Below are 16553 nucleotides of genomic sequence, written 5' to 3'. Positions count from 1 at the left end.
GGCTGGTTGATTGTTCAATATGACAGCCGGACTGTAGCATTAAATTCCAATAATGCGCAATGTTTACTTCCAATTGGTAGCAATCATTAATTCCGACAATAAGAAAAAATTATTGCCACTCTCGTCCGTTTTTGTTCAGCATCTGCCATACTTCCCTTACCACATTGGCACGGAGGAACGACACGTGAAACGATTTGCACTGCTTGCGGCCTTGCTGGCCGCGCTGCCGCTGACCGGCATCGCCGGCCCCGCCACGTCGCCGGAACGGCAGATCGACGCGCTGTTCGCCCAGTGGAACCGGCCGGCCGTGCCCGGCGCCGTGGTCGGGGTGATCCGCGACGGCAAGGTGGTACTGACGAAGCGTTACGGGATGGCCGACATCGAACGCGGCGTGCCGATGTCGCCGTCCGCCGCCTTCTTCATCGGCTCGATGTCCAAGCAGTTCACCGCGCTTGCCATCCACCTGCTGGCACACGACGGCAAGCTGTCGCTCGACGACGACGTTCATAGGTACCTGCCCGACGTGCCGGACTTCGGCAAGAAGATCACCATTCGCCACCTGTTGCACCACACGAGCGGATTGCGCGATTACTTCGACTTGATGGCCATGGCGGGCCTGCGCCCGGGCGACGTGATCGCCGAGGACAAGGCGCTGGCGTTGATCAGGCGCCAGCGCACACTCAACTTCGAACCCGGCCAGGAATGGGATTACTCGAACACCGGCTACGTGCTGCTCGCGCGGATCGTGGAGCACGTGGCCGGCAAACCGTTTGCCGAATTTGCACGCGAACGCATCTTCGTCCCGCTCGGCATGACGCACACGTTGTTCCAGCAGGACTACCGTACCCTCGTGCCCGGCCGTGTCCTGTCGTACGTGCCCGGCGACACCGGGGGCTACCAGTTCGCGCCGGTCAACATCTCGCCGGTCGGCGACGGCGGCGTGCTGACGACGCTGGGCGACCTGGCCCTATGGGATCGCAATTTCTACGACGGACGCGTCGGCGGAATGGACGTGGTCAGGCAGATGCAGGTCACCGGCGTGCTCAATGACGGCAAGCCGATCGGGTACGCCTCCGGCCTGTTTGTCCACAACTACCGCGCCTTGCGGCTCGTCGAGCATGGCGGCACGATCGGCGGCTACAGCACCCAGCTTTGGCGTTTTCCCGACCAGCGTCTGTCGGTCGTGGTGCTCGCCAACACGGCCGACATCGATACGTACCAGACCGTGCGCAGGATCGCCGACATGGCCCTCGACCGCGTACCCGGCGCGGCGCCGGCCGCGCCCGTGGCGCCCGCGAAGACGTTGAAGGAAGTCCAGCTCGACCCAGCGCGGCTGGATGCGCTGGTCGGCTTTTACGCGACGTCGCCGCAATCCGGGATCACCTTCACCAAGGAGAACGGGCGGCTGATGGCGCTCGGCATGGGCTTCCCGAAAATGCCCGTGTTTGCCTATGGCGAGCGCGATTTCTTTGCCAGGGCGACCGATGCCCGCTTCAGCTTCGATCCGCCCGGCAAGGATGGCATCGTCGCGGGCGGCGTCCTGCACTGGGGCCAGCAGGATGTTCCCGCCATGCGTACCGCGCGTCCCCTGCCTTCCGCAGCGGAGTTGCAGCGGCTCGAAGGCGATTTCTACAGCGACGAGCTGCACGTCCTGTATTCGATCGCAGGCAGGGACGGCGACCTCGTGCTGACCTACCCGGGCGGCACGGTCACGCTCGGTTTCAACGGCGAACGCGACTATGCCACGGGCTTTGGCACGATCAAGTACCAGTGCAGCGCCGATGGCTGCACCGGGTTCACGATCAGTACGGAGAGAGCACGCAACGTTCAGTTCAGACGGGTCGCGTTGACCGGGTCACGTTGACCGGGAGATATGAACGCTCCGCTTACGCAAGGTGAATCGGCGCGAACGATTCGGCGAACGGATCTGGTTGATAACCCGCGGCATTGAACAGATGCGTGCACGATTCGTCGATCACCGACCGTAATTTTTCTCGATCAACGCCAAGCACAACGCCACCACGCTTGCGGATGCGTCCGCCAATGATGACAGTATCGATATTGCTGCGTTCAGCAGCATGTACGACAGTACCAATGGCATTATTGACTGGATACAAGTTGAGATCATCGGCACGAATCAGTACGACGTCTGCTTGCTTGCCGGGCGTCAAGCTGCCGATACGGTGCCCCAGGCCAGCACATGCGGCGCCGTCGATCGTGGCTGCCTCCAGCAATCGAAAGGCGTTGGTTGGCGCCTCCGCATGGTGGTGACCACCGAGACGCCGGCTTGCGCCAATCACCCGCTGCAAGTAAAAGGCCACGCGCATTTCCATGAACATATCGCCGCTGTACGACGTTTCGTTATCGACGCTTAAGCCCGGCCGAATACCATGATGTAACGCCGCCTGCCATGCATACATGCCGTCCTCGATGCCATAGTGGGCATCGGAACGTGGGCATACATTCACGCGCACGCCTGCCTCCCGCAGGATTTTCCAGCCGGCGTCAGGCAGGCAAGTGCAGTGATTGAAGATATTGTCCGGACCGAGCAGGTTTTTCCGATGCAAATCGTCGAGCTCGGCTGCCATGCCGCCCCCAAAAAACTCCGTGACGATCGGAATGCCCAGTTCGCGTGCGACCGCCCATTGATCCGGTTCGAGCTGCGCCATCATCGCCAGCGTTACCAGCCCATCCGGATGGTTCTTGAAATACTTGTCTTGCAGGCGGGCGAGGTTTCCTTGCCAGTGCGCCGTGTCCCATGTACCCGAGACGGGCGCGCCTGCCGCGTGGACTGCGCGAATGCCCGTATCGAGCAGCGCTTCGACCGCTGCGTCGGAGTGCGCCGCAGTGCGACTATTGTGCGAGTTGTCGATGACGGTCGTGATACCCGCATCGATACAGCTCAGTGCTGTGATCATGTTGCCGACATAAATGTCACGTGGCCGGTAATATTTGGCGAAGGAGAAATGCGTAGCGTTGCAATAGTCCTCGAGCGATGCCGCATTCGAGTTTATCCGACGCAGCTGCCCTTCCCACGAATGGCGGTGGGTGTCCACCATGCCCGGGATAGCGATCATGTTGGCCGCATCGATCACCTCGGCGCCTTCTGCTTCGAGGTGCAAGCCGACGGCGGCAACGGCACCGTCGACGATGAGGATGTCTCCCTGGGGCAGATTACCGACCTCGCTGTCCATGCTGATGACAGTCGCACCGCGAACCAGGATTCGGGAGGAGGCGGCTGGCAAGGGAGCCAGTATTTGACGGTGTTGATCGGGCATGTCGATGTCTTCCTTCTGTGGTGACGATTCCTTAGTCTAGAGAGAACACGCATGCGGAAAAAGTAGGCACGAGCGTTTTCAGCGTGCAAAAAAGTCGAATAATTCTGAGGTATAGTCCGCTTTTCAAAACGAGGGCCTCGCCGAAACATGGATCGTGTACAAGCAATGCAGGTATTCCTGCGCGTGGTCGAAAGCAGGAGTTTTGTGCGCGCGGCGGAGACCCTCGGCTTACCGGCATCATCGGTCACCAGCATCATCAAGAGGCTCGAAAAACATTTGCAGACACGCCTGCTGAACCGTTCCACGAGAAACCTCAGCCTGACACCGGAAGGTGAGCGGTACTTTTACCGCTGCCGCGAAATACTCGACCTGATCGACGACACGGAATCCAGTCTGCACGGTCCTGCCGAGCGTCCGCAAGGACGACTGCGCGTGGATATGCCGGGCGGTATTGCACATGCCCTGATCCTGCCGCAGCTGGAACAATTCCAGCGGCGGTATCCGGATATCTACCTGATGATCGGCGTAAATGATCGCCAGGTGGACTTGATCCAGGAGGGCGTCGATTGCGTCATCCGTACCGGCAGCCTCAGTGACTCGACGCTGGTCGCCCATCGCTTGGGCGAGCTGCCTTGGATCACCTGCGCGGCGCCATCCTACCTGGATGAAAAGGGTATTCCCGTGGATCTGGAGGATTTGCAGCGACACCAGGCGGTCCACTACTTTTCCAGCACGACGCGACGGGGGAGCGCGCTGCATTTCGTTGAGGACGGGGTCGGCATCGCTGTTCCGGTCCCCGGCACGGTAGCGGTCAACGAGACCGGCCTGTACATCAAGCTGTGCCTCGACGGCCTCGGCTTGATGCAGCTGGCCGAGATTCTGGTGACGGACCATTTGCAAGCAGGAGAATTGGTCGAGGTGCTGGCCGACAGGCGGCCAGCGCCCGTCCCGGTATCACTTCTCTATCCCCATCACCGCTTTCTCTCTCCGGCGATGCGAGCGTTCACGGACTGGACGACCGAGCTGTTCAGCAACGCCGGGCTGAAGTGAAGCCAGGCGTTCCAAGTTGCCGGGCAACACCAGTTGGTTTAGACTGGTTCTTTACCTTTCGATAACCGCCATGTCCGCACGTTCGTTCCGCCTGCTGAGCGCCGCCCTCTTCGCCCTGGCCGCGCTGGCCGCCTGCAAGGGCGAAAAACCGGCGCCGCCGCCGAAGCCGGCCGCCGTCCAGGCGCCGGCCGCGCCCACGCGCACGCGCGACCAGGCGATCGCCGTGCTGATGGCGCTGCCGGAACTCAAGACGTGGTCGGAGCAGATCGAACGGCGCGCGCACGGCGCGGCGCACGGGGCCGTCATCGAGGACGATCCGACCCCGCGCGTCATCGAAGGAAAAAAGTACTATCAGCTGAGCTTCGTGGAAGACCGCAAGCAGAACGTGCACCGCCGCGCCAGCTTCCTCGTGTCGTACGAGGGCGACGACATCCTCGTTGAAGACCTGGACAATGATTCCGTGCAATCGCTGGCCGAATGGCGGCGCAATATCCGCAACGTCGAACTGCAGTCGCGCTGACAGAACAATGGACTGAGTGGACTACTTCGGCTAGGATTTGCATTTTTATTGCAAAAACGGCATGAAAATCCGACTGGCATTCATTCTCTGCCTTGCCGCACTCCTGCAGGGATGCATCCCGATCCCGACCCGCAACACGGACGAGAAGTATTTTTATCTCCCAAATGGGCCATTGCACAGCTATTCGAACGGCGCCGACCTGCAACGCTACTTCGACTGCTACCGCTCCCTCGACGGCGACCAGGAAACCTGTCATGCGCAATACGTGGTCGTCGAACGCGGCTCCAAACCCGACTGGCAACCAATCGTGGTGCACCACGATGCGGTGAATCGACGCTTGAGAGAGGATTTACCGGGCTTCAAACCGGTGTTATCCGCATACAGCGGCACGACCCGGCGCGTAGTAGGACGATGGGAAGAAAACAGAAGTGCGGAGAAGCCCAACGACTTTTTCCCCAACGTGGCATTCATCGATTACGACGCCGCCGCCAACGCAAAACGTGCTCGGCCTGAGCGTCGCGGGGACATGGATTCCATCGACATCTGGTTCCACGAACCCTGGTGCAGGCAGAGGTCGAAGCCGACGCTGCCGATGCTCGTGGTCGAGGACGAGAGTTCTACGTGGATCTTTGTCGACATGGACCCCGCGTGCCAGTCGAGCGCAGCCGACCTGCGCGTTCCGGCCGACATGATGCGCTTCGACCGGCCCGAGCGCTTTGCGGACGTGCTGCACAAGCCCATGAACCTGTTTTACCTGCCCCGGCGCGATACGCATTCCAGCCGGGCCCGCTTCGTCACCAGCGACCCCGTGCGCCTGAAGAACGCACCCGACACCGTGGTCGCCCCCGATCTCGTGCCGATACCGGAAGGGAAGGTCTTCAACCTCGAGTACAACGAATTCAATGACCCGCTCGATGCCATGCCCACTTCGAACTTTCAGTGCAACTATTCGAAAATACAGCTGGTCCAGTGGGTGGTCGGATGGGTCGATACCTACCCGACACTGGATGGATGCCGATCGATCCCCGCGCGGCGCCAGCGCAAAAAATAGGCTGTGTTCGCGATAATTCGGTAACCCGGCCGTTTAGCCGGACTGGGCCGCAGCGCACAGCAACTGCGCCGGCGTCGTCAGGCGACGGTCGTCCAGCACGCGCTGCCATCCAGAGTAATTGATCAGGTAGCGGCTTGCCACGCCACGGAACCGCACCAGCCAGTTCTTGAAACGGCTGTGCCAGCTGTTCACATTCTGGATATGGATGGCGCCGCGCGCCCGTTCGCCGGCCTTCACGTTGACGGCCTCGTGCGTGATGCCGGTCTGGGCCGCAAAGCACTCGTAGGCCGTGGCCCCGTCGCTGATCAGCAGAGTGTCGCCAGGCAGCACGGGCTTCAGGCACTCGTGCAATTGCGCCACCGGCACCGGGCCTCGCCCCGTATGGAAATCCAGCGCTCGGCCGCTGCGATCGCGTGCGACGAGCAGGCAGTCGTGCTCCCCGTCGATGCCGCGCCGTGTTGCCACGCCGCCGCGCTTTCTCGCCGGGCGCGTCAGGCTGCGCGAACCCTTTTGCGACTCGAGGCGGTACGTCTCGTCCGCTTCGACGATGATCGACAGCGTGTTCGGCCGGTCGCGCATCGCGCCTGGCACGAACCGGTGGCGCCACCGGAAGCTGGTCGTCCGGTGCACGTTGACGATGCGCGCCGCGTCGCGCACGGTTCTGGAGTCGAGCACGCATTGCAGATGCGGCAGCCAGCATTCCTTCTTGCGCAGCCAACGAGCACGGCCGAACGGAAGATCCCGGGACACGCGCCAACGCGTTCGATGTGGAACCGGCACGCGACGCGAGGTCGTCATCGTTGACCGAACTCAAACCGGCCCCCGTCAACGCGTCTATCGTGGACGCTGCCGCTGACCGTGCAGCGTCACCGCCCGTTCGCGCGGACGGTGGCGCCACTCCTCCCCCGGTCGGCGGCGCCTCCCCCTCATCGCTTCACACCCGCGCCCGCCACTCTGCCAGGTAATGCTGCGGCGTCTTGCCGAGCAGCTTGCGGAACATGCTCGTGAACGCGCTCGGGCTCGCATAGCCGAGTGCCTCCGCGATCCTGCCCACGCTCTCGCCGCGCGCCAGCATTTCGAATGCGTGCGCCAGGTGCACCTGCTGCACCCACTGGCGGTAGTGCAGGCCCGTCTCGCGCGGGAACAGCCGGATCAGCGTGCGCGCGCTGGCGCCCGCGTCGAGCGCGTGGTCGTCGAGCCGGCGCTGGCTGGCGGGATGCGCCATGATGTCCGCGCACAGGGCCTGCAACCGGCGGTCGCGCGGCCACGGGACGGCGATCGGTACCGTCTCCATGGCCTCCAGCTCCGACAAAATCAGCCGCGCCAGCGCCTCGCCGCGCCCGCCGGGCGGATAGTCGACGGGCTCCGCCGACAGCGCCAGGATCAGCTCGCGCAGCAGCGGACTCACTTCCAGCACCTTGCAGCCGTCGACGAGGCCGCCGGCCGCCTCCTTCTCGATGTACAGCGTCCGCATATTGACCCGGCTGAGCATCGTCAGCTCGTGCACGATGCCGGGCGCGATGAGGAGTGCGCGGCGCGGCGGGATGATCCACACGCCCAGCGCCGTGCGCACCCGCATCACGCCTTCGCTGGCGTACAGCAGCTGCACCCACGGATGGCTGTGGGCTTCGACCAGTTCGCCGTGCTGCACTTCGGACGGCACGGCCGTCACGCTGCGCGGCAGCTTGCGGAACTTCTGGCGGTAGCGGGGAGAAGGCGTGATTGTCACTTGGGCGATGATAAATGGAATATGCGCTTAAATTACCGATATTACACTGGACCGCCATTCATCGGAAAAACCACCATGACCACGCCCACTTCGCCTTCCGTCACGGCGTCCGGGCCGGCCAGCGCCGCGCCCGGGACCGTCCTCCAGATCCTGTTTTCCGTCGCCTTCGTGCACCTGCTGAACGATTGCGTGCAGGCCGTGCTGCCGTCGATCTACCCGCTATTGAAAGAGCAGTTCGCGCTCAGCTTCACGCAAGTCGGCCTGATCACGCTGACGTTCCAGTGCACGGCGTCGCTGCTGCAGCCGTGGATCGGCCTGGCCACCGACAAGCGCCCGATCCCGTTCCTGCTGCCGGCCGGGATGTGCGTGACCCTGGCCGGCGTCGCGCTGCTGGCCGTCGCCGGCACGTTTCCGATGCTGCTGCTGGCCGCGGGCATGATCGGCGTCGGCTCGTCGACCTTCCACCCGGAAGCCTCGCGCGTGGCGCGGCTCGCGTCCGGCGGACGCTTCGGCTTCGCGCAGTCGCTGTTCCAGGTCGGCGGCAACCTCGGCTCCGCATTCGGCCCGCTGCTGGCCGCCGCCATCATCGTGGGCCGCGGCCAGGGCCGCATCGCGTGGTTCATGCTGTTCATCCTCGTCGCCGTGATCGTGCTCGTGGGCGTCGCGCGCTGGTACGGCAGCCACCTCAAGACGATCACGCGCAAGGCCGGCGCGCATGCCGGTTCGACGCTGCCGCGCGCGACCGTCATCCGCGCGCTGGCCGTGCTGGCCATGCTCGTGTTCTCGAAATACGTCTACATGGCGAGCCTGTCGAGCTATTACACGTTCTACCTGATCGAGAAATTCCACGTCCCCGTCGGCACCGCGCAACTGTACCTGTTCGTGTTCCTCGCGGCCGTGGCGGCAGGCACGTTCGCGGGCGGCCCGATCGGCGACCGCATCGGCCGCAAGCGCGTGATCTGGGTGTCGATCCTCGGCGCCGCGCCGTTCACGCTGGCGCTGCCGTATGCAGACCTGTTCTGGACCGGCGTGCTGTCGGTGGTGATCGGGCTCGTGATGTCGTCCGCGTTCTCCGCGATCGTCGTGTTCGCGCAGGAGCTCGTGCCGGGCAAGGTCGGCATGATCGCCGGGATCTTCTTTGGATTGATGTTCGGCGTCAGCGGCATCGGGGCCGCGGCCATGGGGCACCTGGCCGACGTATCCGGGATCGAGACGGTGTATCGGATCGCGTCGTTCCTGCCGTTGCTGGGGATACTGGCGGCGTTTTTGCCGAAGATCGAAGCGCGCCGGTGACGCATCGTGGGCACGGGGTGCCCACCCTACGTGTTTGCTGCCGTAGGGTGGGCTCCCCGAGCCCACCAATTACTACGCGTTTGCTGCCGTAGGGTGGGCTCCCCGAGCCCACCAATTACATGCGTTAGCTATCGAGGTGCGAGATCAGCGCCCTGCGCCCTTCCCCTTCGCCTTCCGTCGCCGCCGGCGGCAACGCCCGCGCATGATGGACGTCGACCGAGATCCCGACCGCCATGATGTCGATGAGGAGCAGTTGCAGGATCCGCGAGATCATCGCGAGGAAGTGCGTGCTGTCCTCCGCGTGGTCCACCGCCAGCAGCACGTCCGCGCGGCGCGCGAGCGGCGACTGGCTATTGCAGATCGCGATGACGTCGGCACCCGCCGCGCGCGCCGCCTCGACGGCCGACAGCAGGTCCGGCAGGCGGCCCGAGTTCGAGATCGCGACGACGACGTCGCCGGGCCCCAGCAGCTCGGCCGCCAGCTTGAACAAATGCGAGTCGCCGTACAGCGCGGTCGGGATGCGGAAGCGGAAGAACTTGTGCTGGCCGTCCAGCGCCACCACGCGCGAATTCCCCATCGCGTAGAACTCCACCCGCTTCGCGCGGCTCACCAGTTCGATCGCGCGGTCGATGGCGCGCACGTCCAGCTGGTCGCGGAACTGCAGGATCGCCGAGATCGTGTTGTCGATGACCTTTGCGGACAGATCGTGCGTGCTGTCGCTGCCGCGCACCTGGCTGTGGCGCACGGGAATCGACCCCGTCAGGCTGCTCGCGAACTTCAGCTTGAAGTCGGCGAGGCCGAGGAAACCGAGCGAGCGGCAGAAGCGGATCACGGTCGGCTGGCTCACGTCCGCCAGCTTCGCAATGCCGGCGATCGGTTCGTTCAGCACGAGGCGCGGCTGCTCCAGCACGAGGGCCGCCACGCGCTGCTCGGCCGGCGTCAGTTCCGGGCGCAGCTTGTGGATGCGGTCCATCAGCGTGTTGCCGCCGCTGCGGCCGCGCAGGTGTTCGGACAGGATGTTCGCGACACCGTCGAATGCCACGTGCGGCGTCGAGATCACGTACGTCGGGATGTCGGACAGGTAGCTCGAAAAGCGGCCCTTCGCTTCGAAGCGGGTGCGGAACGGCGACGTCCTGAACCACTCGCCCAGGCGCGGCACGATGCCGCCGCCGATGAAGATGCCGCCGAACGCACCCAGGGTCACCGCCAGGTTCGCCGCGGCGCCGCCCAGCATGCCGCAGAAGCATTCCAGCACTTCCAGGCACAGCGGATCATCGTCGTCGAGCGCACCGGCGATGATCTCGGCGGACGTGCGCGCGGGCGCCTCCACTTTGTTACGCTCGGCGAGCGCGCGATGGATGATCTCCATGCCGGGGCCGGAGATCAGGCGCTCGTTCGACACGTGGCTCCATTCCCGCCACGCGGTCTGCAGGATCGCGAACTCGCGCTCGTCGCTGGGTGCGAAGTTGACGTGGCCGCCCTCGCTGCCGAGCGTGACGAAGCCGTCGACGGTCGGAATGCCGCCGGAGACGCCCAGGCCCGTGCCCGGTCCGAGCACGCCCAGCACGGCGCCCGGCACGGGTTTGCCGGGACCGACCTGCATCAGGTCCGATTCCTTCAGCCCGGGGATCGCCATCGCCAGCGCCGTGAAGTCGTTCACGATCAACAGCGTGTCCAACCCGAGCTCGCGGCGCACGGCGTCCGTGGAGAATTCCCACGGCCGGTTCGTCATGCGCACGTAGTCGCCGTCGACGGGGTTCGCGAGCGCGAGCGCGCCGTGGTGCAGGCGCGTGTCCGCGTGTTCGGCGAGGTAGAAACGCAGCATCGGGACGATGCCCGAATAGTCGTCGCACTTCAGCACGCGCACCGAGCGGTACGTGCCGGGTGCGGTCTGCAGCGCGAAGCGCGCGTGCGTCGCGCCGATGTCGGCCAGCAGGCGCGGGCCGTCGGCGAACGCCGTACGTGTATTGTCTGGTTGTTCTTCCATTATGCGATTGTACCGAACCAGCCGCCGTACGGTGGCAGCGTGACGGTCGTGCCGTTCACGTCGCCGGACAGGCCGTGGCCTTCCAGCTTCTTCGCCCCGGCGGCTGCCGGCCAGTCGAACGTCAGCGGCGCATTGGTCACGTTGAACACGGCCAGCACCGACGGGAAGCCTTCCTCGTCGCGGCGCAGCGCCAGCGCCTGTTCCGGCACGTCGAAGAACGCGATGTCGCCGCGCGTCAGTTGCGGCAGGCCGCGGCGCCACTGGATGATGTTGCGCGCGAAGTTCAGCGTCGATTGCGGGTCCTTGTCCTGGCCCTCTTCGGCCAGCGCCACGTGCTCCGGCGGCACCGGCAGCCACGGCTTGCCGGTGGTGAAGCCGGCGTTCGGCGTTGCGCTCGTCCACGGCATCGGCGTGCGGCAGCCGTCGCGGCCCTTGAACTCCGGCCAGAACGTGATGCCGTACGGGTCCTGCAGCAGCTCGTAAGGCACGTCCGCTTCCGGCAACGCCAGTTCGTCGCCCTGGTACAGGCACGGCGTGCCTTTCAGCGACAGCTGCAATGCCAGCACAAGTTTGGACAGTGCGGGGGTCCATTCGCCTGCCGACCAGCGCGTGGCGACGCGAATGCTGTCGTGGTTACCGACCGACCACGACGCCCAGCCATCCTTCACCCGCGCATTGAACTCCTCGACCTGGCGGCGGATATGGCGGCTGGAGAACTGGGGCGTGAGCAGGTTGAAGCTGTAGGCCATGTGCAGCTTGTCGCCGCCCGACGTGTAGTCGGCCATCACGGCCAGCGAATCGTCCGCGCCCACTTCGCCGATCGCGACGGCGCCGTATTCGTCCAGCAGCTTGCGCAGCCTTTGCAGGAACGCGATGTTCTCGGGCTGGGTCTTGTCGTGGATGTGCGCCTGCATGCCGTACGGGTTCACGTCCGTGACGGTCGACGTGTCGCGCACGAGGGCCGGCGGATTGCTTTGGAGTGTACGGTCGTGGAAGTGGAAGTTGCAGGCGTCCATGCGCACGCCGTCGACGCCCCGCTCGAGCCAGAAGCGCAGCGAATCCAGGTGCGCCTGCTGCACCGCCGGATTATGGAAGTTCACCTGCGGCTGGTTCACGAGGAAGTTGTGCATGTAGTACTGCTTGCGGCGGCTGTCCCACTGCCACGCCGGGCCCCCGAATACGGACAGCCAGTTGTTGGGCGGGTTGCCGTCCGGGAGAGGATCGGACCACACATACCAGTCGGCCTTCGGATTGTCGCGGCTCGAGCGGCTCTCGACGAACCACGGATGGTTCTCGGCCGTGTGCGCCATTACCTGGTCGATCATGATCTTCAGGCCGAGGCTGTGCGCCTTCGCGACGAGCGCGTCGAAGTCAAGCAGGGTGCCGAACAGCGGGTCGACGTCGCAGTAGTCGGCGATATCGTAGCCGAAGTCCTTCATCGGCGACTTGAAGAACGGCGACAGCCAGACGATGTCCACGCCCAGGCTGGCGATGTAATCCAGCTTGGCGGTGATGCCCGGCAGGTCGCCCACGCCGTCGCCATTCGTATCGAGATAGCTGCGCGGATAAACCTGGTAGATGATGGCTTCGCGCCACCACGGATTCTTGTCGTGCGAGGAAGTGGTCATGTGGTGTCTCTCCAGTAATTTTACGCAATATACAGGATGAAATCCTCGATGACAATCGGCGCAAAAATCGACGTCTATAGCAAATCTTCATTTAAATCATTGACTTACAATATTTCGCACAAAAATAATCACCACGAATCGGTAGTCAAACTACATCAACAAGTGTTAGCCTGTCGCGTCAACAAAACACCTGCCATCATGACCCGAACGACTCTCCGCGCCGCCGGCGCCCTGCTCTCCTGCCTGGCCGCCACCGGCGCCCACGCCGCCATCGGCCCGGACGCCTGCGACAGCAAAACCTTCGAGACCGTCCTGCATCCGGCCGCCGCGCAATACGACGCGCGCGCCGTCTGGCTCGACGGCAGGACGATCCAGTGGCCGGGCAGCGCGCCCGCCGGCAACGTCAAGCTGTATCACGCGGCGCGCGGCACGATCGCGGCGCCGAAGGGCGAACTGGTGACCGGTGCGGACGGCGCGATCCGTCCCGACCTGTTCTCCGGCCCCGTGCCGCCCGGTTTTACCTACCTGGCCCCGGGCCCGGTGCTGCGGGTGGGCGATGCCGATGCGACCAGGCTGCCCGACCTGCACCGCGGCCAGCTCGTGCTCGTGCGCGAGGATGCGGCGGGCCGCGTGCTGGACGCCACGCGCATCCAGGCGGCCGGCGCGCTGGACGATTTGTACGCCGCTGCCGCCGACCTGCCGCGACTGGGCGTGGACGTGGGCAGCGGGCGCACGCGCTTCGCGGTGTGGGCACCGACCGCGCAGCAGGCTGCCGTCTGCGTGTACGACGGCGGCACGGGCGGCGTGCGCGCGGTCTACCAGATGGAATTCGACCGCCGCACGGGCGCATGGCGCGCCGCGCTGCCGGGCGATTTGACCGGCAAGTATTACAAGTACGCGGTCGACGTGCCGGTCGATGCGGGCATCGTGCGCAACCTCGTCACCGATCCGTATTCGATCAGCCTGACGACGGATTCGAAGCGCAGCTACATCGCACGCCTGGACGCGCCGCGCCTGAAGCCGGCCGGCTGGGACACGACACCTGCGCCGCAGACGGTGAAACACCAGACCGACATGGTCGTGTACGAACTGCACGTGCGCGACTTTTCGCGCGACGACGCGAGCGTGCCGGTCGCGCATCGCGGCAAATACCTCGCGTTCACCGATACCGGTTCGGACGGCATGAAGCATCTCGCGGCACTGGCGCGCAGCGGCCTGACGGACATCCACCTGCTGCCCGTGTACGACATCGGCAGCGTGCCCGAGACGGCGTGCGCCGTGCCGCAACCGGCCGGCACGCCGGACGGCGACACGCAGCAGGCACTGATAAAACGCACGGCGGAGACGGACTGCTTCAACTGGGGCTACGACCCGTTCCACTACAACGCGCCGGAAGGCAGCTACGCGACCGATCCGGCCGACGGCGCGCGCCGCATCGTCGAGTTCCGCCAGATGGTGCAAAGCCTGCACAGGACGGGCCTGCGCGTCGGCATGGACGTCGTCTACAACCATACGTTCATCGCGGGGCAGAACGAGAGATCCGTCCTCGACCGCGTCGTGCCCGGCTACTACCACCGCCTGGACGCGAGCGGCGCGATCGAACGCTCGACGTGCTGCGACAACACGGCGACGGAACACCGCATGATGGGCAAGCTGATGATCGATTCCGTCGCGCTGTGGGCGAAGGAATACAGGATCGATTCGTTCCGCTTCGACCTGATGGGCCACCAGCCGCGCGCCGTCATGGAAGACCTGCAGAAAAAAGTCAACGCAGCCGCGGGCCGCAACGTCCAGCTGATCGGCGAAGGCTGGAACTTCGGCGAAGTGGCGGACGGCGCCCGCTTCATGCAGGCGTCGCAGCTGTCGCTGAACGGCAGCGGCATCGGCACGTTCAACGACCGCCTGCGTGACGCCGTGCGCGGCGGTTCCGCGGGCGATTCGGGCGAGGCGATGTTCGGCCGCCAGGGCTGGATTAATGGCCTCGTCTACGATCCGAACGCACATGCCGGCACGCGCCCCGCCGCCGACCTGTTGAAAGCCGCGGACCTGGTGCGCGCGGGGCTCGCGGGCTCGCTCCGTTCGTATCCGCTGCACACGTTCGACGACAAGACCGTGCGGCTGGAAGCCATCGACTACAACGGCCAGCCGGCCGGCTATGCGAGCGAGCCGGGCGAGGTCGTAAACTACGTCGAGAACCACGACAACCAGACGCTGTTCGACATCGACGTGTTCAAGCTCCCTGTCTCGACGACGAGCCGGGAACGGGCGCGCGTTCAGGTGCTGGGCATGGCGGTCGACGCCTTCGCGCAGGGCGTCGCGTACTACCACGCGGGCATCGACGTGCTGCGCTCGAAATCGCTGGACCGCAACAGCTTCAATTCGGGCGACTGGTTCAACCGCATCGACTGGACCTACCGCGACAATCACTTCGGCACCGGCCTGCCGCCCGCGGACGACAACGGCCGCGACTGGCCACTGCTGCAGCCCCTGCTGGCCGACGCCGCCATCAAGCCGGCGCCCGCCGACATCGCCTTCACGCGCGACGCGTTCCGCGACCTGCTCGCCATCCGCGCCAGCTCCACGCTGTTCCGGCTGCCGACGGCGGCCGCTATCCGCCAGCGCCTGCGCTTCTTCAACACGGGCAGCGCGCAGGTCCCGACGGTGGTCGCCGCGCACCTGGACGGCCGCGGCCTGGCCGGCGCCGGGTTCGCCGGCATCACCTACGTCATCAACGTGGACAAGGTCGGGCACACGGTGGCGGATCCGGAGGCCATCGGCAAGCGCATGCGCTTGCACCCCGTGTTCCTGTCCGAACACGTGGCCGACAAACGGGCCACGCAGGCGACGTTCGATGCCGCGACGGGCGCGTTCTCGGTGCCGCCGCGCACGGCTGTCGTGTTCGTCGAGGAGTGAAGAGCGCGCGCCCGTCGCGCTGCCGGTGCTAGTATTTTTTCGTCCTCAACACGGGAGCACTGGCATGAGCAATATTCGCGCATGGGCCGCCCAGTCCGCCGGCGGCCCTTTGGCACCGTTCGCATATGACCCGGGCCCGCTGGGACCGGAAGACGTGGAAGTCGAGGTCGAGCATTGCGGCGTCTGCCATTCCGACCTCTCCATGCTGGACAACGAGTGGGGCATCACCGCGTACCCGTTCGTGCCCGGCCACGAAGCCATCGGCCGCGTGGCCGCGCTCGGCGCCATCGCCGCGGCCAAGGGCCTCACCATCGGCCAGCGCGTGGGCGTGGGCTGGAACGTGCGCAGCTGCCAGCACTGCGCGGCCTGCCTCCGCGGCGATTTTCACTTGTGCGCCAGCGTGCAGGCGACCATCGTCGGCCACCACGGCGCCTTTGCCGACCGCGTGCGCGCCCACTGGATCTGGACCATCCCGATTCCCGGCGCGCTGGCGGCGCAGAACGCCGGACCGCTGCTGTGCGGCGGCATCACCGTGTTCGCGCCGCTGCTGCAGCTGCACGTGCCGCCGACGGCGCGCGTGGCGGTGTTCGGCATCGGCGGCCTCGGTCACATGGCGCTGATGTTCACCCACGCCTGGGGCTGCGACGTGACGGCGTTCACGTCCTCGCCCAGCAAGGTGCAGGAAGCGCTGAGCTTCGGCGCCCACCACACGGCCTCGAGCCGGTCCGACGCCGACATGCAGCGCCTGGCCGGCAGCTTCGACTTCGTATTCATCACGGCCAACGCGCCGCTCGACTGGGACGCCGTCATCGCCCTGCTCGCGCCCGGCGGCCGCCTGCACTTCCTCGGCGCCGTGCTGCAGCCCGTGCCCGTGCAGGTCATGAGCCTGATCATGGGCCAGCGCGCCATCTCCGCGTCGCCGACGGGCAGCCGCGCCCAGATCGACACGATGCTGCGCTTCGCGACCCACCACCACGTCGCGCCGAAGGTCGAGCACTTCCCGATGCGCCGCGTGAACGAGGCGATGGACCATCTGCGTGCCGGCAAGGCGAGCTACCGGATCGTGCTGGACGCGGATTTCGCCTGACGACGACAGCGCGGCTG

Annotated in this window: 12 protein-coding genes; 7 read left to right on the top strand and 5 right to left on the bottom strand. The window is 65.3% G+C overall.

The window, feature by feature from the left end; all coding sequences use genetic code 11:
- Positions 1 to 184: 184 nt before the first annotated feature.
- Positions 185 to 1864, top strand: a complete 1680-nt coding sequence (locus ACEN98_RS06825; RefSeq protein ID WP_413382895.1) for a serine hydrolase — start codon at positions 185 to 187, stop codon at positions 1862 to 1864.
- Positions 1865 to 1886: 22 nt separating this feature from the next.
- Here ACEN98_RS06825 and ACEN98_RS06820 read toward each other — a convergent pair whose 3' ends face one another.
- Positions 1887 to 3278: an amidohydrolase family protein gene (locus ACEN98_RS06820; protein WP_413382893.1), complete on the bottom strand. Its 1392-nt coding sequence runs from the start codon at positions 3276 to 3278 to the stop codon at positions 1887 to 1889.
- Between the two features lie 147 nt (positions 3279 to 3425).
- Between ACEN98_RS06820 and ACEN98_RS06815 the strand changes: the two genes are divergently transcribed.
- From ACEN98_RS06815 to ACEN98_RS06805, 3 genes are all read left to right on the top strand, one after another.
- Positions 3426 to 4328: a LysR family transcriptional regulator gene (locus ACEN98_RS06815; protein WP_413382891.1), complete on the top strand. Its 903-nt coding sequence runs from the start codon at positions 3426 to 3428 to the stop codon at positions 4326 to 4328.
- Positions 4329 to 4398: 70 nt separating this feature from the next.
- On the top strand, positions 4399 to 4848 hold the full coding sequence (locus tag ACEN98_RS06810; protein WP_413382889.1) for a hypothetical protein: 450 nt from the start codon (positions 4399 to 4401) through the stop codon (positions 4846 to 4848).
- Between the two features lie 61 nt (positions 4849 to 4909).
- Positions 4910 to 5899 (top strand): hypothetical protein, encoded by a 990-nt coding sequence (locus ACEN98_RS06805; protein ID WP_413382887.1) that lies wholly within the window; start codon positions 4910 to 4912, stop codon positions 5897 to 5899.
- Positions 5900 to 5932: 33 nt separating this feature from the next.
- Here ACEN98_RS06805 and ACEN98_RS06800 read toward each other — a convergent pair whose 3' ends face one another.
- Entirely contained in the window at positions 5933 to 6649 is a 717-nt protein-coding gene (locus ACEN98_RS06800; protein WP_413382885.1) for an IS1595 family transposase, read from the bottom strand.
- Positions 6650 to 6833: 184 nt separating this feature from the next.
- Entirely contained in the window at positions 6834 to 7628 is a 795-nt protein-coding gene (locus ACEN98_RS06795; RefSeq protein WP_413382883.1) for an AraC family transcriptional regulator, read from the bottom strand.
- Positions 7629 to 7703: 75 nt separating this feature from the next.
- Here ACEN98_RS06795 and ACEN98_RS06790 point away from each other — a divergent pair, with 75 nt between their 5' ends.
- A complete protein-coding gene (locus tag ACEN98_RS06790; protein WP_413382881.1) occupies positions 7704 to 8921 on the top strand; it encodes an MFS transporter in 1218 nt (405 codons plus the stop codon).
- A 124-nt stretch (positions 8922 to 9045) separates the two neighbouring features.
- Here ACEN98_RS06790 and glk read toward each other — a convergent pair whose 3' ends face one another.
- Positions 9046 to 10908 (bottom strand): glucokinase, encoded by a 1863-nt coding sequence (glk, locus tag ACEN98_RS06785; protein ID WP_413382879.1) that lies wholly within the window; start codon positions 10906 to 10908, stop codon positions 9046 to 9048.
- Positions 10908 to 12536 (bottom strand): alpha-amylase family glycosyl hydrolase, encoded by a 1629-nt coding sequence (locus ACEN98_RS06780; RefSeq protein WP_413382877.1) that lies wholly within the window; start codon positions 12534 to 12536, stop codon positions 10908 to 10910. Before ACEN98_RS06780 ends, glk begins: the two co-directional genes overlap by 1 nt.
- Positions 12537 to 12734: 198 nt before the next feature.
- Here ACEN98_RS06780 and ACEN98_RS06775 point away from each other — a divergent pair, with 198 nt between their 5' ends.
- Together ACEN98_RS06775 and ahr are read left to right on the top strand one after the other, a co-directional pair.
- Positions 12735 to 15449 carry an alpha-1,6-glucosidase domain-containing protein gene (locus ACEN98_RS06775; RefSeq protein ID WP_413382875.1) on the top strand — a complete coding sequence of 905 codons (2715 nt, stop codon included), beginning with the start codon at positions 12735 to 12737 and terminating at the stop codon, positions 15447 to 15449.
- Between the two features lie 64 nt (positions 15450 to 15513).
- Positions 15514 to 16536: an NADPH-dependent aldehyde reductase Ahr gene (gene ahr / locus ACEN98_RS06770; RefSeq protein ID WP_413382873.1), complete on the top strand. Its 1023-nt coding sequence runs from the start codon at positions 15514 to 15516 to the stop codon at positions 16534 to 16536.
- The last annotated feature ends 17 nt before the right edge of the window (positions 16537 to 16553 follow it).

It is taken from the genome of Massilia sp. CT11-137, from assembly GCF_047302885.1.
Taxonomy (GTDB): Bacteria; Pseudomonadota; Gammaproteobacteria; order Burkholderiales; family Burkholderiaceae_D; genus Telluria; species Telluria orientalis.
Note: the sequence above shows the minus strand (reverse complement) of the source record. Positions and strands in the feature narration are given on the sequence as shown.

Coding starts and splice junctions, on each gene's coding strand:
- ACEN98_RS06805 (WP_413382887.1), top strand. CDS start 4,910: ATGAAAATCCGACTGGCATTCATTCTCTGCCTTGCCGCACTCCTGCAG.
- ACEN98_RS06790 (WP_413382881.1), top strand. CDS start 7,704: ATGACCACGCCCACTTCGCCTTCCGTCACGGCGTCCGGGCCGGCCAGC.
- ACEN98_RS06815 (WP_413382891.1), top strand. CDS start 3,426: ATGGATCGTGTACAAGCAATGCAGGTATTCCTGCGCGTGGTCGAAAGC.
- ACEN98_RS06780 (WP_413382877.1), bottom strand. CDS start 12,536: ATGACCACTTCCTCGCACGACAAGAATCCGTGGTGGCGCGAAGCCATC.
- ACEN98_RS06820 (WP_413382893.1), bottom strand. CDS start 3,278: ATGCCCGATCAACACCGTCAAATACTGGCTCCCTTGCCAGCCGCCTCC.
- ACEN98_RS06810 (WP_413382889.1), top strand. CDS start 4,399: ATGTCCGCACGTTCGTTCCGCCTGCTGAGCGCCGCCCTCTTCGCCCTG.
- glk (WP_413382879.1), bottom strand. CDS start 10,908: ATGGAAGAACAACCAGACAATACACGTACGGCGTTCGCCGACGGCCCG.
- ACEN98_RS06775 (WP_413382875.1), top strand. CDS start 12,735: ATGACCCGAACGACTCTCCGCGCCGCCGGCGCCCTGCTCTCCTGCCTG.
- ahr (WP_413382873.1), top strand. CDS start 15,514: ATGAGCAATATTCGCGCATGGGCCGCCCAGTCCGCCGGCGGCCCTTTG.